Origin of the sequence: Kribbella sp. VKM Ac-2569 (assembly GCF_004216905.1) — a bacterium.
Taxonomy (GTDB): domain Bacteria; phylum Actinomycetota; class Actinomycetes; order Propionibacteriales; family Kribbellaceae; genus Kribbella.
Genome location: NZ_SGXJ01000003.1, coordinates 716,273 through 738,948, shown reverse-complemented (window position 1 = coordinate 738,948; position 22,676 = coordinate 716,273). Strand labels below are relative to the sequence as shown.

The following is a 22,676-nucleotide window of genomic DNA, read 5'->3' as shown; positions in this document are numbered from 1 at the left end:
AGGTCAGCCTGCCAGATCGGGAGCGCATGCAGCGATGGGCTGAGCAACCGGCACGCCGGAGCCGTCGCGCCGCATGTCGACGCGAGGCAGCTCGACCGGTGCACCGCTGTTCGCGCTGGCCTTCACCGGCGCCGTGCCGATGTACCCGAGCAGCAGGCCGTCCTCGCCCTTCAGAAGCCGCTGGCAACGCACACCGCCGGTCCCGCGTCCCTTGCCCGGGTACTCACTGAACGGCGTGACCTTCACCGCGCCGACCTCGGTCCCCGGCAGCGCGGACGAGGAGCCCGCGATGGTGACGACCTGCGCCTCGCGCGCGGTGTCGACGGCGCCGAAGAAGACCACCTTCGCCTTCGCAGCGAGCCGTACGCCGGCCATACCGCCCGCGGTCCGCCCCTGCGGCCGCACGACCGACGCGGGGAAGTGCAGCAGCTGCGCGTCGGACGTGATGAAGCACAGCTCCTCGTCACCCGTGGTCAGCTCGACCGCGCCGATGACCTCGTCGCCGTCCTTGAGGCCGATGATCTCCCACGAGTCCCTGTTGCTGAGGTGATCCGGTACGACGCGCTTCACGACGCCGGCCGTCGTACCGAGGGCAACGCCGACCGAGTCCGGATCCATCGTGGTCAGCGCCAGCGCCTTCTCGCCCGGCTCCAGCGACACGAACTCCGCGATCGGCGCGCCACCCTGCAGGTTCGGCGCGTTCGCGGTCGTCGGTACGGCGGGAAGGTCGAGCGACTCGAGCCGGATCAGCCGGCCCGCGCTGGTGATCAGGCCGTACTGCCCGCGGGCCGTGCTCTTCACCGCGGACACGATCGCGTCGTGCTTCGCGCGCGACTCACTCGGACCGAACGGCTCCACGCCGTTGGTCCGCGCGAGCAGCCCGGCCGAGCTCATCAGGATCCAGCACGGGTCGTCGCTGACCTCGAGCGGCACAGCAGCCGTCTTGGTGGCGCCGGACGACTCCAGCAGCACGGTCCGCCGCGGCGTCCCGTACGTCTTCGCGACCTCGGCGAGCTCGTCGCCCACAATCTTGCGGAGCAGCGCCGGGTCTTCGATGATCGCGGTCAGCGCCTCGATCTCGCGCTCCAGCTCGCCCTTCTCGGTCTCCAGTTCGAGCTTCGAGAACTTCGTCAGCCGGCGCAGCGGCATGTCCAGGATGTAGTTCGCCTGGATCTCGGACAGCTCGTAGATCTCGATCAGCCGTGACCGGGCCGCGGCCGCGTCGTCGCTGCTCCGGATCACCTGGATGACCTCGTCGATGTCCAGGATCGCGATCAGCAGGCCGTCGACGATGTGCAGCCGGTCCTGGGCCTTCTTCCGGCGGAACTCGCTGCGCCGGCGAGTCACGTCGTACCGGTGCTCGAGGTAGACCTCGAGCAGCTCCTTCAGGCCGAGCGTGCGCGGCTGTCCCTCGACGAGGCAGACGTTGTTGACGTGGAACGCGTCTTCGAGCGGGGTCAGCTTGTAGAGCTGCTCGAGCAGCGCCTCTGGGACGAAGCCGTTCTTGACCTCGATGACGAGCTGCGTGCCGTGGCTGCGGTCGGTGAGGTCCTTGACGTCCGCGATGCCCTGGAGCTTCTTGCTCTGCACCAGGGTCTTGATCTTCTCGATCACCTTCTCCGGACCGACGGAGTACGGCAGCTCGGTGACCACGATGCCCTTGCGGCGCGGGGTGACGTTCTCGACGCGGGCGGTGGCGCGCATCTTGAAGCTGCCGCGGCCGGTGGCGTACGCGTCCTTGATGCCTTCCAGGCCGACGATCTTGCCGCCGGTCGGCAGGTCCGGCCCGGGGATGAACCGCATCAGGTCGTCGAGGTCCGCGCCCGGGGTCTTGATCAGGTGCCGGAGCGCCTGGATCACCTCGACCAGGTTGTGCGGGGCCATGTTGGTGGCCATTCCGACCGCGATGCCTGCGGCGCCGTTGACCAGCAGGTTCGGGAAGGCGGCCGGCAAGACGTACGGCTCGGTCTCCTGGCCGTCGTAGTTCGGTTTGAAGTCGACGACGTTCTCGTCGAGCCCGGTCGTCATCGCCATCGACGGCGGCGCCATCCGGCACTCGGTGTAACGCATCGCCGCCGGACCATCGTCCAGAGATCCAAAGTTGCCGTGGCCGTCGATGAGCGGGACCCGCATCGACCACGGCTGGGCGGTCCGGACCAAGGCGTCGTAGATCGCGCCGTCGCCGTGCGGGTGGTACTTACCCATGACCTCACCGACGACGCGGGCCGACTTCACATGGCCGCGGTCGGGGCGGATGTTGTTCTCCGCCATCGAGAACAGGATCCGCCGCTGGACCGGTTTGAGCCCGTCCCGGGCGTCGGGCAGCGCCCGGGCGTAGATCACCGAGTAGGCGTACTCCAGGTAGCTGGTACGCATCTCGTCGGAGACGTCGATGTCGAGGATGCGCTCCTCGAAGTCCTCGGGTTCGGCGGTGCTGCTACGGCGTGCCATGCGGGTCTACGAACTCCTCGATCAAGCGGTACGGGCGCCGCGACGGTCCGGCGCGCCGCACCCATTGTCCCTGGTGAACGGCGATTCTTCCGGCCACGACGCACCCTGTCGCCGATCTCCTCCGCGGTTGCGGACTAGTCCACTGCTGCGGAGGGCTGCGACCGGCGCAGGAGGTACGTCGTCGGGGCCAGAGCGGACCCTACCGCCAGGATCAGACAAAGCGCGCCGATACCCAGCAGGATGCCCCACGGCACGGTGGTCGGCACGTCGGCCACACCCGAGGTCATCGCATGCCGGATCAGTACACCGACCGTCACCGTGATGACGGCCCCGAGGCTGAGCGCGATCGTCCCGACCAGCGACGACTCCCAGAGCACCATGCGCCGCAGCTGGGCCGGCGTCGCGCCGAGCAACCGTGAGGTGACGAACTCGTGGCGGCGCTGCAGGCTGCCCATCAGGAGCGTGTTGGCGATCGCGATGGCGCTGTAGAGCGCTGCCGGCCCGAGCAGCATGACGAGCCCGAGGCGGTTTCCGTTCCGCACGCCGTCCGCCTGGTCGGCCTCCCAATCGGTGGCCAGCTGCGCACCGGGAATCTGCTTCACGAGGTCGGCCGGGGCAACCCCGTCGGCGGGCAGCACGAAACTCCGCTCCGTCCGGGCCTCCGGTGCATGCTTGCGCGCGAGATCGAGCGGGATCAGGAACGACGGGTTCACCCCGAACGCGTCCTTCACGATCGCGACCACCCGAAGCTTCACCGGCGTCCGATCGGGGAACACCACCGGGATCTCGTCGCCGACGCGATAGCTCTCGAACCCCGCCATCTCCTTGCTGACAGCAACCGTATTGCCGGTCAGCCCGCCGAGATCACCGGATCGCACGGTCAGGTCCCGGGTCTGCGACGCGATGCCCGGATCGATCCCTTCGGCGTCCTCGAGCTCCGCGTAGTCAGCCGCGACCCGCACCACCTGAAGTGGCAGTCCGGCATCAACCGCCTTCACCCCAGCGCTCTCAACGGGTGCAGCGCCGGTGACGACGATCGGCGCCCGGACCGCGTCCCGGATGGTCGCCGCCGCACTGTCCGCGGCAAAGCTGAGGCTCAGCACCATGGACCCGGCGATCGCCGAGATGGCGAGAATCGGCGCCGCAAGGGACGCACTCCGCCGCGGTGCAGCGAGCACATTGCTCCGCGCCAGCCGCCCAGACACCTGCGTCCACGCCACGAGCGGCACGGCCCACACCCGTCCGACCAGCGGTACGACGACGGGCGCGAGCAAGGTCAGCGCGATCACCAACACCATCGGCGTAAACATCGCGAGCGGTACGGCGCCCTCACCGCTCGATGGCCTGATCAGGGTCAGCATCGTGATCGCGCCGGCCAGGAACAGCAGCCCGAATACGACTCGCACCGGCCCGATCCGCGGCGGCTCCAGAGATGCCTCTCGCAACGCGTCGATGGGCCCAACCCGGCCCGCCCGCCGCGCCGCCGAACGGGCACCGAGCATCGCGACCAGCAACCCGGCCGCGACGGCGATCGCGAGCGGGACCCACGGCGATGCCGGCTCCAGCTTGACGGGCGCCAACTCGGTGTACGACGCCTTGCGCAGCAGCAGTGGTGTCGCGAGCTGAGCCGCGACCGCCCCGGTCAGGGAGGCGGCGAGCGCGACGGCGAGCGCCTCGCCGAGCACCATCCGGCGGATCTGCCGCGGCGTCGCGCCGATCAGCCGCAGCAGCCCGAACTCCCGCCGCCGCGACGCGACGGCGAACGCGAACGTGCTGGCGATGACGAAGATCGTGATGAATCCGCTGATCGTCCCGACCATGCTGAGCACGGTCTGCAAACCGGACACATCGGCGTCCGACAACGGCACCTTCACGCTCTGGGGCGCCGTACCGTCGCCGCCGAGGGTCGTGACGCTGATGCTCGCGGAGGTCGGGCCGTGGTAGGCGATGGTGGCGGCCGTCGCGGTCGCGGCCAGCCCGAGCAGGAACACCCCGACCGCGAGTGCCACGAACGATCCGGCGTACAGCGAGCGGTGCCGGCCGACGGTTTGCCGGCTGAGGAAGAACATCATCGTTCCAGGTCGCTCATCGCCGCCGCGATCTGCGCGGGCGTGGCGCGATCGAGGTGGCCGGCGAGCAGTCCGTCGGACAGGAACAGCACGCGCTCGGCGTACGCGGCCGCGACCGGGTCGTGGGTCACCATCACCACGGTCTGGCCCGCGCGGTCGGTTGCCTCGCGCAACAGTCCGAGGATCTGCCGGCTGGTGCCGCTGTCCAGCGCGCCGGTCGGCTCATCGGCGAAGAACACCGACGGCCTCGTGATCAGCGCCCGCGCGATCGCGACCCGCTGCTGCTGCCCGCCGGACAGCTCGGCGGGTCGCCGCTTCGCCTTCCCCTCCAGACCGACCTGTTCCAGCACGCGCTGTACGTCGTTCCGCGCCGGGCGGCGACCGGTGAGACGCAGCGGGAGCGCCACGTTGTCGTACACGGTCAGCGACGGCAGCAGGTTGTACGCCTGGAACACGAAGCCCATCTCGGCCCGACGCAGTTTCGTCAGCTCTACCTCGTTCAGCCCGAGCAGGGTGACTCCGTTGAGTACGACGGTGCCTGTGGTCGGATGGTCGAGTCCGGCCGCGCACTGCAACAGTGTCGATTTGCCAGAGCCGGACGGGCCCATCACGGCTGTGAACGAGCCCCGCGCGAAGTGGTACGTCACCCCGCGCAGCGCGTCGACCGCTCCGGCCTTGGAACGGTAGGTCTTGGTGATGCCGTCCAGCAGCAGCGCAGGCGGCTCGGCCGGTGCAGTGAACGGATAGGAAGGCGCGGTAGCGGTCATAGTCCCAGCAAACCGTCGTACGGCGATCTGGACCCTGGTCCACGGGGGAGACCCGCAGTAGCGCGCACGCTACCGCCCAGCGCCCAGAGCCCGCCTAGGGTTGGGCCATGACCGTCTGGGCCGCGTTGGCGTCGCCGCGCTACCTGATCTCGTCGTGGCCGTGGCGGAGCTATGCGTACCTGTTCACGTCCGTGCCGATGGGTGCGGTGTCGATCGTGGTCCTGGTCGGGCTGGCCGGACTGAGTGCGGTGCTGAGTCCGATCCTGATCGGGATCTTGATGCTTACGGCGTTCCCGCTGATTGGCGCGGCGATCGGGTGGGTCGAGCGGCGGCGGGCCGGGCTGATGCTGGTTGATGGCATCAAGAGCCCGCACGCGAAGCTGCCGGCCGGGCTCACGCGGCGGGCGAAGCTGACGTTCCGGCGGCGCGAGCAGGCGTCGATGCGGGCGCTCGGGTACGGCTTCGTGCTCGGTGTGTTCGTGTGGCCGCTGAGCGCGCTGTTCGCGGGGCTCAGCGCGACCATTCTGCTGACGACGCTGGCCGCGCCGGTCATCGCGGACGAAGACCAGATGGGCATGGGGCCCTGGACGCTGGACACGGTGGGGGAAGGGTTCGTGTTCCTGGTCCTGTTCGGGCCGGTGTTCTACGCGGTCAGCTCGTACCTGCTCGGGGTGATCGCCGGGGCGGAGGCGTCGCTCGCGAAGGCGATGCTCGGACCCCGGCAGGAGGAGCTCCAGCGGAACCTCGCCGAACTGCGTCGTTCCAGGCTGGACCTGGTCGACGCGTTCGAGACCGAGCGAGTGCGGATCGAGCGGCACCTGCACGACGGCGTACAGCAGCGGCTGGTCGGGCTCACGATGACACTCGGTTTGGCCGAGCTGGACCTGCCGGAGGGTGAAGGGCGGCGGCTGGTGGTGAAGGCGCATGGGGAGGCGGAGGCTGCGTTGGCGGATCTGCGGGCCGCTGTACGAGGCATTCATCCTCGGGTGCTGGTGGATCACGGGCTGGAGGCCGCCGTACGGGAAGTGGCGGATCGGATGCCCCTGCCTGTGACGCTGCAGTTGTCGATCCCGACGCGGTTGCCGGGGCCGATCGAGGCTGCGGCGTACTTCGTCGTCAGTGAGGCGCTCGCGAACGTCGCCAAGCACGCGCAGGCGTTGACGTGCGAGGTGACCGGCTGGGTGGATCGCGACCGGCTGATCATCACGGTGCAGGATGACGGCGTCGGTGGCGCGCGGCTCGGTGCCGGAACGGGTCTCACCGGGTTGGTGACACGCTTGGACGCTTTGGGCGGCACACTCGACGTCGACAGCCCGACCGGTGGGCCGACACGACTGAGGATGGAGAGCCCGTGCCGACTCGGCGACTGAGCATCGTGCTGGCGGAAGACTCACTGCTGCTGCGGGAGGGTTTGGCCAGCATCCTCGATCGCGCCGGGCACGAGGTACGGGACGCTGTGGGGGACGGGGACGCGTTGCTGGCCGTCGTGCGCAAGGACCCGCCGGACATGGTGATCACCGACGTACGGATGCCGCCCGGGCACAGCGACGAGGGATTGCGGGCCGCGGCGGCGATCCGGGCGGAGCTGCCCGCGATCGGGATCCTGGTGCTGTCGCAGTACGTCGCCGACGCGTACCTCTCGTCGTTGCTGGAGACAACTACCGGCGGGATCGGGTACCTGCTGAAGGACCGGGTCGGGCACGTGACCGAGTTCCTCGAGTCGCTGGACCGGGTCGCCGACGGCGGGACCGTGGTCGACCCCGAGGTGGTGCGGCAGCTGCTGGCACGGCGGCGGAACGACGGGCCGCTGTCGGCGCTGACACCGCGCGAGCTGGAGGTACTCGCGCTGATGGCGGAGGGCCGGGTGAACGGGTCGATCGCGGAGCAGTTGGTGGTGAGTGAGGCCGCCGTCCGCAAGCACGTCGGGAATATCTTCGCCAAGCTGCGGTTGGACGAAGGGTTGGACCGGCGCGTTTCCGCAGTGCTGACGTATTTGAGGGGTTAGCGATGGACGAGGCGATTCGGAAGATCCTGGCCGAGTGCGACACGTGGGCCGTGGTGGGGCTGTCGAGCAACACCGGACGGGCGGCGTACGGCGTGGCGCGGTTCCTGCAGAGTCACGGGAAGCGGGTCGTGCCGGTGCATCCGGCGGCGGAGACGGTGCACGGCGAGCAGGGGTACGCGACGCTCGCGGACATCCCGTTCCCGGTGGACTGCGTGGACGTGTTCGTGCGGTCCGAGCTGGCCGGGGACATCGCGGACCAGGCAGTGGGAATCAACGCGAAAGCGGTGTGGTTCCAGCTCGACGTAGTGGATCAGGACGCCTACGCACGGACGACGGCCGCGGGCCTCACGATGGTGATGGACCACTGCCCGGCGATCGAGTGGGGACGTCTCGGACCGATCTCTTCCGAAGGGCTCTGATGTTCACGATCGACACGTCCACCGGCTTCGGCAAGCGGATCGCGCGGCATCTCGACGACGAACGGGTGGTCTGGCTGACCACCGTCGCCCCGTCGGGCACGCCGGCGCCGACCCCGGTGTGGTTCCTCTGGCACGACGACGAGATCCTCATCAGCAGCGAGCCGGACAAGGCCAAGCTGCGCAACGTCGCCGGCCATCCGCAGGTCACGGTCAACTTCAACGCCACCCACACCGGAGGAGACGTCGGCGTCATCTCCGGTACGGCGGTGATCGACCCGGACCCGATCAGCGGCGAGGCGCTGGCGGCGTACAACACGAAGTACGCCGACGACATCGCCGGGCTCGGGATGACCCCGGACCAGTTCCACGCTTCCTACTCGGTCCTGATCCGGATCACCCCCGGGAAACTGCGCGGTTTCTAGTCCGGGTATCTAGTTCAGGTAGCCCTCGACGGTGTCGCTGGAGCGGGCTGCGGCGTCGTCGGGGTTCTCGCCGAACTCGCGCTTGGCGCGCCGCTGGCGGAGCAGGTCCCAGCACTGGTCCAGCTCGACCTCGAGCGCCCGGAGCCGGGCGTGCTCGTCGGCGTCGTCCACCTGTCCCGCCGCGTGCTTCGTCCGCAGTTCGTGCTCCTCGGCCACCAGGTCGTCGATCCGGCTGAAGATGCTCTTGTCGTCGCTCATGAGAGAACGGTACGCCCGTCCGGAAGCCGGGAGCGGGACAGGAGTTCGGTGATGACGAGGATCGCCAGCGCCTCGGCGGCCACCAATCCGATCAGTACGACGAGCTGGAGCGCGGCTGCTTGGGTCGGTGAGGCTCCGCCGAGGACCATGCCGACGAACGCACCCGGCAGCGTGACGAGGCCGACGGTTCGCGTCTGATCCAGGGCCGGCAGCAGGGCGTCACCCGCGACCGGGCCGACCACGAGTTTGAACGCGTCCGGTTGCAGCAGCCCGATCGACAGTCCCGCCTCGAACTCGCCGTACCGGTTGCCGTACTCGCTCAGCACCCGCCGTCCGGCGAGCGTGGTCGCGGTCATCGCACCGCCGACGATGATGCCGCCCATCGGCAGGATGCTCGCCGGGTTCCGCGGTACGACGCCCGGCAGGATGAGGAGCAGCAGTACGGCGAACGCGCCGCTCCCGATCGCGGCCGCGCAGTACAGCCACTGCCGCGGGACGACCACGGTGTGCTGGAGCCGTCGCGTGCTCGTCACCGTCGCGACCACGAACATCAACAGCACAAACGCGAGTGCGCCGAGCGTGTGCTGCAGCGCGACCCCGACCACTGCCCCGACCGCGGCGAGCTGCACGACCGCACGCAACGCCGCGGTGACGATGCCCTTGTCGTGCCGGAGGCCGGCGTACCGCGAAGCGCCGACCCCGATGGCGATCAGCAACGGCAGGACGACAACGGCGGCCCAGCCGAGCCCGGTATGGAACGACATCGCGGTTACTTGAAGTCCGCCTCGTCGTACGTCTGCCCGCCGGTCCCGCTCTCAACCTTGGCTGCCTCATCCGCGCGCAGCTCGACCCGCCGGATCTTCCCGGAGATCGTCTTCGGCAGCTCGGCGAACTCGATCCGCCGGATCCGCTTGTACGGCGCCAGGTGCTCGCGGCAGAACGCCAGGATCTCCCCAGCCAGCTCCCGTGATGGTTCGTGCCCGGCAGCAAGGACGACGTACGCCTTCGGTACGGCGAGACGCACCGGATCCGGTGACGGGACGACGGCCGCCTCGGCGACGGCCGGGTGCTCGATCAGCACGGACTCCAGCTCGAACGGCGAGATGCGGTAGTCGCTGGCCTTGAACACGTCGTCCGAGCGCCCGACGTACGTGATGTAGCCGTCCTCGTCCCGGCTCGCGACGTCGCCGGTGTGGTAGTACCCGTTCCGCATCGCCTCTTCGGTGAGCTCCTGCGCGTCCCGGTACCCGCGCATCAGCGGGACCGGTGCGGGCGCCAGCTCGATGCAGATCTCGCCGTCGTCGCCGATCTCGTCGGTGGACGGGTCGATCAGCGCGATGCTGTACCCGGGCAGCGGGCGCCCCATCGAGCCGAGCTTCACCGGCTGGCCGGGCGGGTTCCCGATCTGCGCGGTCGTCTCGGTCTGGCCGTAGCCGTCCCGGATCGTGATGCCCCACGCGTTGCGGACCTGCTCGATCACCTCGGGGTTCAACGGCTCACCGGCCGAGATGCATTCGCGGATCCTGACTTCGACCGCGGACAGGTCCGCCTGGATCAGCATCCTCCACACCGTCGGCGGTGCGCAGAACGTGGTCACGCCGTACTCCTGCAGCACCTGCAGCATCTTCTCGGCGTCGAACCGCGTGTAGTTGTAGAGGAAGACCGTCGCGCCGGCGTTCCACGGCGCGAACACGTTGCTCCACGAGTGCTTCGCCCAGCCGGGGGAGGAGACGTTGAGGTGTACGTCGCCGGGCTGCAGGCCGATCCAGTACATCGTGGACAGGTGGCCGATCGGGTAGCTCACCTGCGTGTGCTCGACCAGCTTCGGCTGGCTCGTCGTACCGGAGGTGAAGTAGAGCAGCAGCGAGTCGTCGGCCGCGGTATCGACCTCAGGCACCGGGCCGTCGTAGTTCTCCGAGTCGGGGTAGTGCAGCCAGCCCTCCGCGGGCTCCCCGACGGCGACGCGGATGCAGTGCTCGGCGATCCCGGCGTACCGGCCGGCGTCGGCGCCGCTGGTGACGACGGCGCGCACGTTGCCCCGGGAGATCCGGTCCGCGAGGTCGGCGTCGGTGAGCAGGGTGGTGGCGGGAATCATCACCGCACCGGCGCGAATGCAGCCGAGCATCGTCTCCCACAGCTCGACCTGGTTGCCGAGGACGATCAGCACGCGGTCGCCCGGCTTCAGCCCGGCCTCGGTCAGCCAGCCGGCAACCTGGCGGGACCGCTCGCCCATCTCGGCGTACGTCCGCGAGTTGACCTCGCCGTCCTCCTCGACGATCGTCAGCGCGGCCACCTCGGGCTGCTCGACAGCGAGCGCGTCGAACCAGTCGCGCGCCCAGTTGAACCGCTCGAACGCCGGCCAGCTGAAGTCCCGGTACGCCGTCTCGTAGTCGTCCCGATGCGCCACCAAGAAGTCGCGCGCCGTCCGGAACTCCCGCGTGACCTCCGAAGTACTCTGCTCCGTCGCCATGCGACGCACACTACCCATTCAGGGAGAGGACAGCTCCGGTCACCACGAGTGGCGTGAGAATCAGTCCGCGCCACAGGAACGACCACCAGGAGATGTCCACGCGGGCGGCGTCGCAGCGTGCCCGCCAGAGCAGTGTGGCCAGCGAGCCCCACAGGGTGAGGAGGCAGCCGCAGTTGACGCCGATGAGCAGTGCGAGCATGCGGTGCGGGCTGTCCGCGGCGACGGGTTCCATGGCGAGGTACGCCGGGAGGTTGTCGAACAGGTTCGCCCCGAGCGCAGCGGTCGCGCTCAAGCGCAGCTCGGAGGTGGTGCCGGCGACCCGCCGCAGCAGGTCCTCGAGACCGTGGGAGCTCAGGAACCCGACCACGGTGAACAGCACCACGACGATGCCGACCAGCTTGAACGGGATCAGCGACCACCTGAGGACACTGCGTCGCCGTACTGCAAACAGGACGACCAGCACCAGCGCCCCGATGCTCGCGGGCCACGCCACCTCGATGCCTGAGACGAACGCCGGGCCGAGCAGCAGACACACAGCCGCGGAGCCCCAGAACAGGACCTTGTCCTCGACCGCAGGTGTCGGCGGGACGATGTACCGACGTGGCAGGTCGCGGTGGAAGAGCGCCGCGAGCACCACGACGGTGATGACGATCGCAGCGAGCGCAGGGCGCCAGCTGACGGACAGGTAGTTGACGTCCAGCTTGCGGAACGGGTGCAGGGCGAGGAGGTTCGTCAGGTTGGACACCGGCAGCAGGAGGGACGCCGTACCGGCCAGCCAGACAGTGGTGAACGCGAACAGCTTCGGCGGGATGTCCAGTTGGCGGGCCATCGACAGCACGACTGGCGTCAGCAGCACCGCGCAGGTGTCCAGAGACAGCACGATCGTGAGCCCCGTGGCCAGCGCCACGACCAGCAGCCAGAGCCGCCAGACCCGGCCGCGGGCGAGGTGCGCCGCCTCCCGCGCCGCGACGTCGAACACCTTGGCATGGTCGGCCAGCTCGGCGATGACGGTCACTGCGACCAGGAACACCAGCACCGGCGCGATCCGCTCGACCAAATTCAGAACCTCTCCAGTGGCTGTTTGAGTACGCTGTCTGGGTGCCGGATCAGTATGACCACCAGCCTCCGGACGGCTATCCGGCGGAGTACGAGGCCGATGTCGTCCTGCGGGACGGCGCGACCGCGCACCTGCGGCCGATCACACCGGACGATGCGGCGCTGCTGGTGTCGTTCTACGCGCGGGTGTCCGAACAGTCGAAGTATTACCGCTTCTTCGCCCCGTACCCGGAACTGTCCGACCGTGATGTGGCGAGGTTCACGCAGGTCGACTACCACGAACGGCTTGCGCTGATCGTCACGGTCGGTGACGAGATGATCGGTGTCGGACGCTACGAGGGCACCGGCCGGCGTACGGCGGAAGTCGCGTTCCTGATCGAGGACGCGCACCAGGGGCGCGGGCTCGGGCAGCTGCTGCTCGAGCACCTGGCGCAGGCGGCCCGGGAGAACGGCATCCACCGGTTCGTCGCCGAGGTGCTGCCGGACAACCGGAAGATGATCACGGTCTTCACCGAGGCCGGCTACAAGGTCGCGCGGGAGTTCGAGGACGGCGTGATCATGGTCGAGTTCGACATCGCGCCGACCGACACGTCGTTCGGGGTGATGCAGGCCCGCGAGCAGCGCTCCGAGGCACTGTCGATCGCACGATTGCTGACCCCGTCCTCGGTCGCCGTCATCGGCGCGAGCCGCCGCGAGGGCACGATCGGCAATGCGCTCCTGCGCAACCTCCGCGACGGCGGGTTCCCCGGACGGCTGTACGCCGTGAACACCGACACGAAAGCGGCCGAGATCGAGGGCGTCCCGGCGTACCCGACGATCCGGGAGGTCGAGGACACCGTCGACCTCGCGGTGGTCGCGGTCAAGGCCGACATGGTCGCGGACGTCGTCCTGGACTGCGCGGCGAAGGGTGTGCGCGGGCTGGTCGTGGTGTCGAGTGGGTTCGCGGAGATCGGTGACGAGGGGCGGAAGCGGCAGCGGTACCTGGTCGGTCTCGCGCGGTCCTACGGCATGCGGGTGATCGGGCCGAACGCGCTGGGACTGATCAACACCGCGAGTGGGGTCTCGCTGAACGCGACGCTGTCGCCGCTGATGCCGAGCAAGGGCCGGGTCGCGTTCTTCTGCCAGTCGGGCGCGCTCGGTGTGCCGATCCTCGCCGACATGGTCGGGCGTGGTCTCGGGCTGTCGAGCTTCGTGTCGGCGGGCAACCGGGCGGATGTCTCGGGCAACGATCTGATGCAGTACTGGTACTCCGACGAGGCCACCGAGGTCGTCCTGCTCTACCTGGAGTCGCTCGGCAACCCGCGCAAGTTCAGCCGGGTGTCACGCCGGCTGGCAGGGCGGAAGCCGGTGATCGCACTCAAGTCCGGACGCGCCACTCAGGGTGTGCCGGTCGGACAGCTCGTGCGGCGCAGCCATTTGCCACCGGCAAGCATCGAGTCGATGTTCCGGCAGAGCGGCCTGATCGGTGTGGACACCACCGGCGAGCTGTTCGACGTCGCGCAGTTGCTCGCGCACCAGCCGTTGCCGAAGGGCCGCCGGGTCGCGATCGTCTCGAACTCGGACGCGCTGACGCTGCTCGCGCTCGACACGATGGCGGGCTGCGGCCTCGACGTCGCGGGCGAGCCGCGGAACCTGAGCGCCGACGCGACCCCGTCCGATTTCGGTCTCGCGCTGTCGGAGGTGTTCGCCGACGACAAGGTGCACTCGGTCGTGGTGATCTACACACCGCCCGTGCAGTCGAACGGCGGCGAGGTCGCGCAGGTGCTCGCCGCGGCGGCCGCGGGCTCGGACAAGCCGGTGGTGTCGACCTTCCTCGCGTCCCGGAGCGTGCCGGCCGAGCTGCAGGTGCCGGACGAGGACGGCGGCGCCGCGCGCGGTTCGATCCCCTCGTTCCTCAACCCGCAGTACGCCGTCGGCGCGCTGGCGAAGGCGACGCAGTACGCCGAGTGGCGGCGCCGGTCGGACAGCCGGATCCCGGACCTGCCGGACATCGACACCGCCGGGGGAGAGGACTTCGTCGCGGAGTTCTTGCAACGGAACCCGTCCGGCGCGGACCTCGACGAGGCCGATCGGCAGCGGCTGCTGACCTTCTACGGGATCATGGTGCTGCCGGCGTTCCCGGTGCTGTCCGCGGACGAGGCCGTCGACCGGGCCGCGGATCTCGGGTTCGAGGTGATCCTGAAGGCGACCGCGGAGCAGTGGCGGATGCGGCCGGATCTCGCCGACATCTGGCGGCACATCCACGACGAGGAGGACATGCGCGCGGCCTGGGCCGAGATGACCCACACGTTCGGGGTCGCGTCGGATCCGGGGCGGGCGCAGTTCGTCGTACAGAAGATGGCGCCGCCCGGCGTACCGGTGGTGATCTCGACGATCGAGGACGTGTCGTTCGGGCCGGTGGTGACGTTCGGGCTGTCGGGCGTCGCCACGGATCTGCTCGGCGACCGCTCGTACCGGATGCCGCCGCTCACCACCCGCGACGCGGCCGAGATGGTGCGCGAGGTGAAGGCCGCGCCCTTGCTGTACGGCTACCGCGGCTCGGACCCCGTGGACATCCCGGCGATCGAGGACCTCCTGCACCGGGTGTCCCGCCTGACCCTCGACCTGGAAGAGGTCGTCCGCCTGGACCTCCGCTCGGTCCTGGTCGCCGCCCAGGGCGCCACCGTCCTCGACACGAGAATCCGCATCGCCCCGAACGAGAAGCCCCGCCAGGACACCCCGGCCCGCCGCCTCACTTAACCCCCACAACCCCCTCCCCAAACCGGTTTGGGGAGGGTTACCCACCCAGATCGGGCAGTACGGCTCCCCGTTCGCGGTTGAGTGTCTCCCCGAACTGGTTTGGGGAGGGTTATCCGCCCGGATTGGGCTGTACGGCTCCCCGGTCGCGGTCGGAGGGCTGCCCCAAACCGGTTTGGGGAGGGTTGTGCCGGGGTTGGCAGTGAGGGCTGGGGGGCGGGGTGGTGGCGGGAGGTTAGGGGCGGGTGTAGATGCTGTTCTCGCGGACGAGCAGCGTGGCGTCGACCAGACCTCGGCGGAGGGCGGCGTGGTCCGGGTGCCAGCGGTTGAGGATCTCGTTGACCTCCGACTCCGGGTACGGGCGACCCACCTCGAACGACTGGACGAGGTACTCGAGGACGATCTGGTACTTGTCCGGGAATGTCGGGAAGTGGGTCAGCCGCCCGTCGCGGATGAACGACTTCAGCACGTTGTCCCGGGCCGGATCGGGATCCAGCGGAACCCGCTCCGGACGGCTCTCCCGTACGGCGTCCTTGAACGCGGCCTCGTCCGCCGTGAACCCGTCCCTGCTCGCCGCGATCAGCCCGCCCTTGGTCAGCCGTTGCAGTGCCTTCACCACGACCGGTGCGGGGAGTCCGGTGCTCCCGGCAACCTGGTCGGGAGTGGAGGCGCCGAGGACGATGGCGGAGTACGTCCGCAACCTCGACGGTTCGGCCAGCAGACCACAGAGCTGATCGGCGTTCATGCCTTCACGCTAACGCTCACCGCAACCCGATTTCGGGCTCTTCTGCCGTCTGTGAGGCCGGCGACGGTGAGCTGCCAAGGCTGAGTCTGGGCTGTGTTTCGGATGTTGTGCAGGTCGACAGTACGTATACGTCCACTGTCCGGTGATTCGGACAGCTGCCAGGCGTGCGGTCGCGGGTAGTCGACGTATACGTACTGTCGAGCTGCAGCTCCCGGTGGGCCTTACCTGTCCCACGGCCCGCAGCTCACCCACACATCAGGCGTGAGAGCCCGATTTCGGCATGAAAGGATCGGCGGCATGCAGCCTGGACCGCAGAACGCGATCACCGATGTCCCTGGAATCCTGGTCGGACAGGTCGAGCGCTTGGACCCGCCGTACCTGACCGGCACGACGGTTGTGCACGTGCCGGGGACGGCCGTCGCCGGGGTCGATGTCCGCGGTGGCGCGCCCGGCACTCGCGAGACCGACCTGCTCGCGCCGGTGAACTCGAACGGTGGCGTGAACGCGATCGTCCTCACCGGCGGCAGCGCGTTCGGGCTCGACACCGCCGGCAGCGTGATGCGTTGGCTGGAGGAGCGCGGCGAGGGTGTGCGCGTCGGTCAGGGTGAGTACGACGTGGTGCCGATCGTCCCGACCGCGGTGATCTTCGACCTCGCCCGCGGCGGCGACTTCAAGGCCCGGCCGGAGCCGTCCTGGGGAGCGGACGCGATCGCCGCCGCCACCGACGGTCCGGTTGCCCTGGGCAACCACGGTGCCGGAGCCGGCGCCCGGGCCCGTTCGCTCAAGGGCGGCGTCGGCTCGGCGAGCGTCCGGCTCGACGACGGTACGACGGTCGGCGCGCTGGTGATCGTGAACGCGGCCGGCTCCACGGTCGATGCCGACGGCAACCTGTACGGCGCCCGCCTCGGACTCGGCGACGAGTTCGCGCACCTGCGAACCCCGGTCGAGCCGCCGCCACCCAACGCGCCCGGCCGCAACCTGATCCCCGGCCCGTCGATGAACACTGTGATCGCGATCGTCGCCACCGACGTACCGCTGGACAAGGCCGCGACCCAACGGATGGCGATGGTGGCGCACGACGGGCTCGCGCGGGCGATCGACCCGATCCACACGCTCGTCGACGGCGACAGCATCTTCGCGCTCTCGACCCGGACGTCGGACGAGCCGCGGCTGAGCGTGACCGATCCGCTCGCGCTCGGCCAGTTGGAGACCGTGTACGCCGCCGGCGCGCGGACGCTGTCGCGGGCGATCGTGCACGCGATGCTGAACGCTGAGTCGGTGGAGACCCCGGCCGGGACGATCCCGAGCTACCGCGACGCGTACCCGTCGGCGTTCCTGGCCGACTGACGTACGACTGGAGTCGTACGCCGTACCGGTCTAAAGGAGACGACAGGACCGGTCCGCGGGCCGACGATCGCGGGCCGTGATCGCGACAGGCTCGGGGCATGAACTTTCAGAGTCCCCAATCGCAGGTTGTGTTGAGCGGGCACGGCCTGGTCAAGCACTACGGCAGCGTGGTCGGTCTGGCCGGAGTGGACGTCGCTGTCCGGTCCGGCGAGGCGCTCGCGGTCATGGGCCCGAGTGGCAACGGCAAGACCACCCTGCTGCATGTACTCGCCGGCATCCTCACGCCGGACCAGGGCGAGGTCTGGCTGGGCGGTGAACGTGTCGACCAGCTGAACGACTCCGCCCGGACGGTACTGCGTCGCCGCCGTCTCGGCTTCGTGTTCCAGGACAACCAGTTGCTCGCCGAGCTGCCCGCGGACGAGAACGTTGCCCTGCCACTGATGGTCGACGGCCTCAGCCGCCGCGAGGCGATCGGACGGGCGCGCAACACGCTCGCCCAGGTCGGGCTGGCCGCCGAGGTCGGTCGTCGACCGGGTGAGCTGTCCGGCGGGCAGGCGCAGCGGGTCGCCATCGCGCGGGCACTCGTCGGCGAGCCGCAGGTGGTGTTCGCCGACGAGCCAACCGGCGCATTGGACGCGGCCACCGGCTCACAGGTGATCGACCTGCTCGTGGGCGCCGCGACCTACCGCGGTGCGGCAGTAGTGGTCGTCACCCACGACAACGCCGTGGCCGCCCGCTGCCACCGGGCCCTCCACATCGTCGACGGCCGAGTCAGCGATGCCATGGGAGCCGTGCGATGAATCCGATGACTGAGCTCGGCCTGCGGTTTGTACGGCGTCCCGGGCCAGGCGGACGTGCCGCGAACCTGGCGGCGTTCGGCGCGACCGCGGTGGTCGCCCTGCTGGTCACGTTTCTGATTGCCGGCTCGCTCGGGTTGTCGCAACGGTCTGAGCGGATCGGGTGGCGGAGTGCGGACAAGGCTGACCCGGCGACCGCGATCGGCTCGCTGAACCTGGACGACGACCAGCGCGTCGACGGCCACCGCCTGAGCGTTCTCGACCTCGCGATCCTTCGCCCCAACGAGCTCGAACCACCGCCCGGCCTCGACCACACACCCAAGCCCGGCGAGGTCTTCGTCTCGCCTGAGGTCGCCAAACGCTGGTCCAGCCTCAGCAAGCAGTACGGCGTCGATAAGCCGACCGGTGTGATCAGTGACAAGGGCCTGTCCTCGCCAGAAGAGTTCATCATCATCCGCGGCGTCCAGACGATCCCTGCCGACCAGCACCCGCAGTACGTCAGCAGTTGGAACGAGAAGGTCTGGGACAGCCGCATGCTCGGTCTGCTGATCGCAGTGGCGTCCGGCATCATCCTGGTGCTGTTCCCGATCCTGAGCCTCGTCGGACAGGCTGCTGGTGTTGCAGCCAAGCGTCGCGAGCACCGGCTGGCTGCACTACGTCTTGCTGGTGCCACCCGGACCCAGGTGCTCTGGCTGAGCGCAGTAGAACAAGCAGTGCTCGCTGCGGCCGGTGCAGTCGTCGGTCTGGTCGGCTACACCGTTCTGAGTCCGCTGATCGCGCAGATCCCACTCGGCGGCGGACGCTGGTACGTCGGTGACATCACAGTGCAGTGGTGGACAGTCCTCGTCGTACTGGTCGCCGTACCCGTGCTGTCCGTCATCAGTGCGCTCATCGGCCTCGGACGCGTCAGCATCACCCCGCTGGGCGTCGTACGCGGCCAAACGCGCAAGGGCCTCAGTGTGCTGCGCATCGGGTTGCTGGTCATCGGTCCGGTGATGCTGGCGTACTACGGGATGAAGGCGGCCTTGCTGCCGTTGCTGATCGCGGTCGGCTTCGCCGCACTCGCCGTACGCGTGGTCGGGCCGTGGGCGGTGCAGCTGGTGGGCAAGACGATGGCGAAGGCAGCCAACGGACCTGTGACGTTGCTGGCCGGTCGACGCCTGGTAGATGACCCCAAGGGCGCTTTCCGACCTGTGGCCGCACTGGTGCTGTCCGGCTTCGTCACTGGGTTCATCTCGGTATTCATGCCCTCTGGTGACGACGACCCGAGCTTCAACGACATGCGGATCGGTGTCGCGTTGCTGCTCTCGCTGGTCTTCCTGACCGTGGCTGCCTCGACCGCTGCGGGAGCAGTGGGTACGGCGCTGGACCAGGCCGCTCCTGCACGGGCGCTACGGCGGTCGGGCGTACCGCTGTCGGTGATCGAGCGAGCGGCTCGGGTCGCGGCCGTGGTACCGGTTGTCGCTGTCGGCCTGCCCGTCGTCGGGTTCGGTGCGCTGTGTGGGCTGGCGTTGAGCGGCGGCAAGGTGATCACCCAGGGGAGTTCCGGCGTACTGCTGCTGCTCGGGCAGGTCGTCGCGGGGCTGGTCCTGGTCACCGTCGCGGGCGCGGCCGGTGCGCCGGTCCTGCGGAAGGCAAGTGCGAACTGATCGCGGTTGTCCACAAGGGTGAAACGCTCCGGGGCACGATCGTGCGAGGATGAGGGCATGCGTGACCTGAATACACCGGAGCTCGCGGACGCGTCGGCGGACCTGCGCGACGCGATCGATCGGTGCGGCTATTACCCCGACGTGGTGACCGACTCGCTCGAGGTAGCGGTCGCCGGCGAACCGATCCGGGCCTACGTGCTGCAGCACGAACCGACGTTCGACCGGGACGAGGTTCGGCGGCACATCACGATCCTGGCGCTCACCCCGACCCGGCTGATCGTCGGGCACACCGACGAGCACGCGGCCGACGAACTGATCCGCGCGCCGTACGCGTCCACCTCGACCGAGGCGATCCCGCTGTCCCGCGTGAACGCCGTCGTCGTGAACCGCGTCGTACCGAACCCGGCGGGCTACGCCACCGGCAAGGCCGACCCGGCGGTGGCGGGCAGCGGCGAGGTGGTGTTGACCATCGGCTGGGGCATGGTCAACCGGATCGACCTGGAGCCGGCCGTCTGCGCGGACCCGAACTGCGAGGCCGACCACGGGTACACCGGTTCGGTCGCGGCCGACGACATCTCGCTGCGGATCAGCGCCGCGGCCGACGGCCCGGCGGGGATCCAGCAGGTGCTCGAGTTCGCGAAGGCACTCTCGTTCGCGACCACCAGCAGGTAGCGCCGTGATCCAGCCGGTTTCGCCGCAGTACGGCGGCGGCGCGCTCGCCGACGTCCTGCCGTCCGTGGCCGGCGCGCTGTCGGTGCCGAGGGAGACCAACCTCCTCGGCCTGCCGCCCGCCTCCCGGTACGCCGTTCTCTTGCTCGACGGACTCGGCTGGAAGCTGCTCCAGCGGTACGGCGACGCCGCGCCGTACCTGTCGTCGCTGATCCCGAAGAGCCGCAGTCTGACCGCCGGAGTGCCGTCGACGACCGCTGTCAGCCTGACGAGCCTCGGCACGGGTCTGCCGCCGGGTGCGCACGGCATCGTCGGCTACACGTCGATCGTCCCGGAGACCGGTGCGCTGCTGAATGCACTGTCCTGGGACGCGCCGGTCGACCCACGTCGCTGGCAGCCGCACGGAACCGTCTTCGATCGGGTAGCGGCAGCAGGTGTTGCCACGCGCAACGTGAGCAAGGCGCGGTTCGACACGTCAGGGCTGACAGCGGCCGCGTTCCGGGGGAGCGCACACCGCGGCGCCGACACTGTTGAGGACCGTCTGGACGCGACCCGTTTCGCGAGTCGTGAAGGGCAGTCGTCACTGGTCTACGTGTACGACTCGCAGCTCGACTACATCGGCCACCAGCAGGGCTGCGACTCCTGGCAGTGGCAGAAGGAACTCGGCGCAGCCGACACGTTCGCACAACAGGTCCGCTCGGCGCTGCCGCGTGACGCCGTACTGCTCGTCGTCGCCGACCACGGCATGATCGACGTCGCCCCCGAGCACCGCGTGGACCTGGACGCGGAGCCCGCACTGACCGAAGGGCTGACCCTGATCGGTGGCGAGTCGCGTTTCCGTCACCTGTACTGCGTTCCCGGCGCGGAGGCCGACGTACTCGCCGTCTACAAGGAACGGCTGGGCGAGAAGGCGCTCGTACTGTCACGCTCTGAGGCGATCGCGCGTGGCTGGTTCGGTCCGGTTGTCGAGGACCGGGTCGCGCCGCGCCTCGGAGACGTCATCGTCGCGGCGCTCGGCCCGGTCGCGCTGGTGGCCAGCCGCCGCCACGCACAGGAGGCGGACCTGATCGGTCTGCACGGCTCGTTGACTCCGGACGAGATGGAGATCCCGCTGCTCATCGACGCTGGGTAGCCGATTGGTCTAGAAGCTCCAGACGTCCCAGAAGAAGCTGGTGCGGGCAGTCTTCGCTTCGCCGTCGCGGGCCGTGACAGTCACCTTGTACCGGCCGGCGCCGGGCGTCAGCACGCCGGTGATCCAGCCGCGCTCCGCGTCGATGGAGAGGCCCGGCGGCAGACCGGCCGCCGAGTAGCTGATGTCACCGGTGCCGCCGGTGCCCTTCAGCAGCAGCGGGACCGCCGGGATGCCGCCGACGCCGAGTTGCTCGGACGGCTGGGTGACCGTGATCGCGCCCTGCGGCTGCGCGGACGCAGCGCCGACCGCCTCGGCCGCGTCGACGAGACCTTCACCGAAGTACGAGTTGTTCCCCGCGGACCCGGAGCACTCACCGGAGGCCGCGGGCGGGCACGCGAGGTCGTTGGCCTGCTGGGCGAGGCGGGCGCGGACCTGGGACGGGTTCAGCTTCGGATCGACGCTGCGGAGCAGGGCCGCGACGCCGGCGACGTGCGGCGACGCCATCGACGTACCCTCGAGGATCTTGTAGCCGCCGCCCGGAATCGTCGAGTACACGTCCTGACCCGGGGCGGCGAGGCTGATCTTGCCCTCACCGAAGTTCGAGAACGGTGACTTGGCGCTGCGCGGGTCGACCGCCGCGACCATGACCACGTTCGGCAGCTCGTGCGGAAGGCCGATGCAATCGTTCGTGACGGGGCGCACGGTCGCGGTCGAGTCGTCGGGGCTGGACTCGTCGACGGTCTTGTTCGCGAGGTCGTAGTCCTCGTTGCCGGCTGCGGCGACGTTCACGACGCCCTTGCTGTCCGAGTACGCGACGGAGCGGCGTACGGCTTCGAGGATCGCGTCCTGGTCCTTGTCGTTCGGGCAGTTGAAGAGCCACGGGTCGACGTAGTAGCTGTTGTTCGTCACCGACACACCCTTGTCGGCGGCGAACATGAACGCGCAGACCGTGTTCTCCGGGAAGAACAGCTGGCTCCCGGCCTCGGCCACCCGGATCGACGACACCTTCACGCCCGGCGCGACGCCGACCATCCCGATGCCGTTCTTCGCGCCCGCGATCGTGCCCGCGACATGCGTGCCGTGCTCGCCGACCGGCCGCCACGCGCCGGGCCGGGTGTCGAGCTTGCCGTACGCGCAGGACGCCGACTTGGCCGCGTCGAAGTTCGCCTTGAGGTCCGGGTGCTGGTCGTCCACACCGGTGTCGAGCACGCCGACGGTGACGGTCTTCGAGCCCGGGTTCTTCGCCCACGCGCGGTCGGCGCCGATCTGGGTCATGTCCGCGCGGTCGGACTCCGGCTGCGCCGTCGGGGTCTCCGGGACCGCCGGCGGGACGGCTGGGTTCGCGACGGCCGCGGGGAGGTCGGAGGTGCGGGTCGCGCCGGCCTTCTGCACGCCCTCGACGCCGCGCAGCTGGTCCGCGAAGTCGGTCGCCGTCGAGTGCGCCACGATCACCCCGATCGCGTCGTACGTCGCGTAGACCGTGCCGCCGTTCTGCGTGATCGCGCCGGTCACCTTGCCGGTCTGGTTCGGCGCGGTGATCACGAAGTACGCCCGGAGTCCCGCCTCGGACCGGGCCGGCGCCGCACCGGCCGGAGGGGTGGCGGTGGCGACGACCAGGAAGGCCGCGAGGACGAGGAACAGGGCTTTGCGCACAATCCATTCAAGCTGAACGGAGGCTCAGAAC

The 22,676-nt window shown here is 69.4% G+C and carries 19 protein-coding genes; 10 read left to right on the top strand and 9 right to left on the bottom strand.

The window, feature by feature from the left end; all coding sequences use genetic code 11:
• Nucleotides 1-3 precede the first annotated feature (3 nt).
• The 3 genes from EV649_RS23880 to EV649_RS23870 form a co-directional block, all read right to left on the bottom strand.
• Complete coding sequence (locus tag EV649_RS23880; RefSeq protein ID WP_130385781.1) at nt 4-2,451, bottom strand: DNA topoisomerase IV subunit A; 2,448 nt, start codon at nt 2,449-2,451, stop codon at nt 4-6.
• Nucleotides 2,452-2,585: 134 nt separating this feature from the next.
• Entirely contained in the window at nt 2,586-4,523 is a 1,938-nt protein-coding gene (locus tag EV649_RS23875) for an FtsX-like permease family protein (RefSeq protein ID WP_241998588.1), read from the bottom strand.
• Nucleotides 4,520-5,287: an ABC transporter ATP-binding protein gene (locus EV649_RS23870; RefSeq protein WP_130385779.1), complete on the bottom strand. Its 768-nt coding sequence runs from the start codon at nt 5,285-5,287 to the stop codon at nt 4,520-4,522. Before EV649_RS23870 ends, EV649_RS23875 begins: the two co-directional genes overlap by 4 nt.
• A 107-nt stretch (nt 5,288-5,394) precedes the next feature.
• On the opposite strand from EV649_RS23870, the gene EV649_RS23865 reads away from it, so the two are divergent.
• Genes EV649_RS23865 through EV649_RS23850 form a run of 4 tightly spaced genes read left to right on the top strand, consistent with a single transcriptional unit; the run spans nt 5,395 to nt 8,133 of the window.
• Entirely contained in the window at nt 5,395-6,657 is a 1,263-nt protein-coding gene (locus tag EV649_RS23865) for a sensor histidine kinase (RefSeq protein WP_130385778.1), read from the top strand.
• Nucleotides 6,639-7,292: a response regulator transcription factor gene (locus EV649_RS23860; RefSeq protein WP_130385777.1), complete on the top strand. Its 654-nt coding sequence runs from the start codon at nt 6,639-6,641 to the stop codon at nt 7,290-7,292. The genes EV649_RS23865 and EV649_RS23860 overlap by 19 nt, the downstream gene beginning before the upstream one ends.
• Before the next feature lie 2 nt (nt 7,293-7,294).
• Complete coding sequence (locus EV649_RS23855) at nt 7,295-7,711, top strand: CoA-binding protein (protein WP_130385776.1); 417 nt, start codon at nt 7,295-7,297, stop codon at nt 7,709-7,711.
• Nucleotides 7,711-8,133 carry a TIGR03667 family PPOX class F420-dependent oxidoreductase gene (locus EV649_RS23850; protein ID WP_130385775.1) on the top strand — a complete coding sequence of 141 codons (423 nt, stop codon included), beginning with the start codon at nt 7,711-7,713 and terminating at the stop codon, nt 8,131-8,133. Before EV649_RS23855 ends, EV649_RS23850 begins: the two co-directional genes overlap by 1 nt.
• Nucleotides 8,134-8,142: 9 nt before the next feature.
• On the opposite strand, the gene EV649_RS23845 is transcribed toward EV649_RS23850, so the two are convergent.
• Genes EV649_RS23845 through EV649_RS23830 form a run of 4 tightly spaced genes read right to left on the bottom strand, consistent with a single transcriptional unit; the run spans nt 8,143 to nt 11,918 of the window.
• Complete coding sequence (locus EV649_RS23845; RefSeq protein WP_130385774.1) at nt 8,143-8,391, bottom strand: DUF2630 family protein; 249 nt, start codon at nt 8,389-8,391, stop codon at nt 8,143-8,145.
• Entirely contained in the window at nt 8,388-9,155 is a 768-nt protein-coding gene (locus EV649_RS23840; RefSeq protein WP_130385773.1) for an ABC transporter permease, read from the bottom strand. The genes EV649_RS23845 and EV649_RS23840 overlap by 4 nt, the downstream gene beginning before the upstream one ends.
• 5 nt (nt 9,156-9,160) lie before the next feature.
• Nucleotides 9,161-10,861 (bottom strand): AMP-binding protein, encoded by a 1,701-nt coding sequence (locus EV649_RS23835; protein WP_130385772.1) that lies wholly within the window; start codon nt 10,859-10,861, stop codon nt 9,161-9,163.
• Nucleotides 10,862-10,871: 10 nt separating this feature from the next.
• Complete coding sequence (locus tag EV649_RS23830) at nt 10,872-11,918, bottom strand: SLC13 family permease (protein ID WP_241998586.1); 1,047 nt, start codon at nt 11,916-11,918, stop codon at nt 10,872-10,874.
• 41 nt (nt 11,919-11,959) lie between these two features.
• Between EV649_RS23830 and EV649_RS23825 the strand changes: the two genes are divergently transcribed.
• Nucleotides 11,960-14,656 (top strand): bifunctional GNAT family N-acetyltransferase/acetate--CoA ligase family protein, encoded by a 2,697-nt coding sequence (locus EV649_RS23825; RefSeq protein ID WP_241998584.1) that lies wholly within the window; start codon nt 11,960-11,962, stop codon nt 14,654-14,656.
• Nucleotides 14,657-14,888: 232 nt separating this feature from the next.
• Here EV649_RS23825 and EV649_RS23820 read toward each other — a convergent pair whose 3' ends face one another.
• A complete protein-coding gene (locus EV649_RS23820) occupies nt 14,889-15,398 on the bottom strand; it encodes a DUF2087 domain-containing protein (RefSeq protein WP_130385769.1) in 510 nt (169 codons plus the stop codon).
• A 297-nt stretch (nt 15,399-15,695) separates the two neighbouring features.
• Between EV649_RS23820 and EV649_RS23815 the strand changes: the two genes are divergently transcribed.
• The 5 genes from EV649_RS23815 to EV649_RS23795 all read left to right on the top strand — a co-directional run bounded on the left by EV649_RS23815 (nt 15,696) and on the right by EV649_RS23795 (nt 20,992).
• Entirely contained in the window at nt 15,696-16,745 is a 1,050-nt protein-coding gene (locus tag EV649_RS23815; RefSeq protein WP_130385768.1) for a P1 family peptidase, read from the top strand.
• A 98-nt stretch (nt 16,746-16,843) separates the two neighbouring features.
• Nucleotides 16,844-17,545, top strand: a complete 702-nt coding sequence (locus EV649_RS23810) for an ABC transporter ATP-binding protein (RefSeq protein WP_130385767.1) — start codon at nt 16,844-16,846, stop codon at nt 17,543-17,545.
• Complete coding sequence (locus EV649_RS23805) at nt 17,542-19,191, top strand: FtsX-like permease family protein (protein WP_130385766.1); 1,650 nt, start codon at nt 17,542-17,544, stop codon at nt 19,189-19,191. The genes EV649_RS23810 and EV649_RS23805 overlap by 4 nt, the downstream gene beginning before the upstream one ends.
• A 57-nt stretch (nt 19,192-19,248) precedes the next feature.
• The gene (locus EV649_RS23800) at nt 19,249-19,863 is read left to right on the top strand and encodes a DUF5998 family protein (RefSeq protein WP_130385765.1); all 615 of its coding nucleotides are present in this window, start codon (nt 19,249-19,251) and stop codon (nt 19,861-19,863) included.
• Between the two features lie 4 nt (nt 19,864-19,867).
• On the top strand, nt 19,868-20,992 hold the full coding sequence (locus EV649_RS23795) for a nucleotide pyrophosphatase/phosphodiesterase family protein (RefSeq protein ID WP_130385764.1): 1,125 nt from the start codon (nt 19,868-19,870) through the stop codon (nt 20,990-20,992).
• A 9-nt stretch (nt 20,993-21,001) separates the two neighbouring features.
• Here the strand turns inward: EV649_RS23795 and EV649_RS23790 are convergent, their stop codons facing one another.
• On the bottom strand, nt 21,002-22,645 hold the full coding sequence (locus EV649_RS23790; RefSeq protein ID WP_241998582.1) for a S8 family serine peptidase: 1,644 nt from the start codon (nt 22,643-22,645) through the stop codon (nt 21,002-21,004).
• Nucleotides 22,646-22,676 lie beyond the last annotated feature (31 nt).

Excerpts from the sequence above, each read along its gene's own strand:
- EV649_RS23815 (WP_130385768.1), top strand. The coding sequence starts at position 15,696 with ATGCAGCCTGGACCGCAGAACGCGATCACCGATGTCCCTGGAATCCTG.
- EV649_RS23855 (WP_130385776.1), top strand. The coding sequence starts at position 7,295 with ATGGACGAGGCGATTCGGAAGATCCTGGCCGAGTGCGACACGTGGGCC.
- EV649_RS23835 (WP_130385772.1), bottom strand. The coding sequence starts at position 10,861 with ATGGCGACGGAGCAGAGTACTTCGGAGGTCACGCGGGAGTTCCGGACG.
- EV649_RS23870 (WP_130385779.1), bottom strand. The coding sequence starts at position 5,287 with ATGACCGCTACCGCGCCTTCCTATCCGTTCACTGCACCGGCCGAGCCG.
- EV649_RS23865 (WP_130385778.1), top strand. The coding sequence starts at position 5,395 with ATGACCGTCTGGGCCGCGTTGGCGTCGCCGCGCTACCTGATCTCGTCG.
- EV649_RS23805 (WP_130385766.1), top strand. The coding sequence starts at position 17,542 with ATGAATCCGATGACTGAGCTCGGCCTGCGGTTTGTACGGCGTCCCGGG.
- EV649_RS23850 (WP_130385775.1), top strand. The coding sequence starts at position 7,711 with ATGTTCACGATCGACACGTCCACCGGCTTCGGCAAGCGGATCGCGCGG.
- EV649_RS23800 (WP_130385765.1), top strand. The coding sequence starts at position 19,249 with ATGCGTGACCTGAATACACCGGAGCTCGCGGACGCGTCGGCGGACCTG.
- EV649_RS23810 (WP_130385767.1), top strand. The coding sequence starts at position 16,844 with ATGAACTTTCAGAGTCCCCAATCGCAGGTTGTGTTGAGCGGGCACGGC.
- EV649_RS23875 (WP_241998588.1), bottom strand. The coding sequence starts at position 4,523 with ATGATGTTCTTCCTCAGCCGGCAAACCGTCGGCCGGCACCGCTCGCTG.
- EV649_RS23845 (WP_130385774.1), bottom strand. The coding sequence starts at position 8,391 with ATGAGCGACGACAAGAGCATCTTCAGCCGGATCGACGACCTGGTGGCC.
- EV649_RS23880 (WP_130385781.1), bottom strand. The coding sequence starts at position 2,451 with ATGGCACGCCGTAGCAGCACCGCCGAACCCGAGGACTTCGAGGAGCGC.
- EV649_RS23840 (WP_130385773.1), bottom strand. The coding sequence starts at position 9,155 with ATGTCGTTCCATACCGGGCTCGGCTGGGCCGCCGTTGTCGTCCTGCCG.
- EV649_RS23820 (WP_130385769.1), bottom strand. The coding sequence starts at position 15,398 with ATGAACGCCGATCAGCTCTGTGGTCTGCTGGCCGAACCGTCGAGGTTG.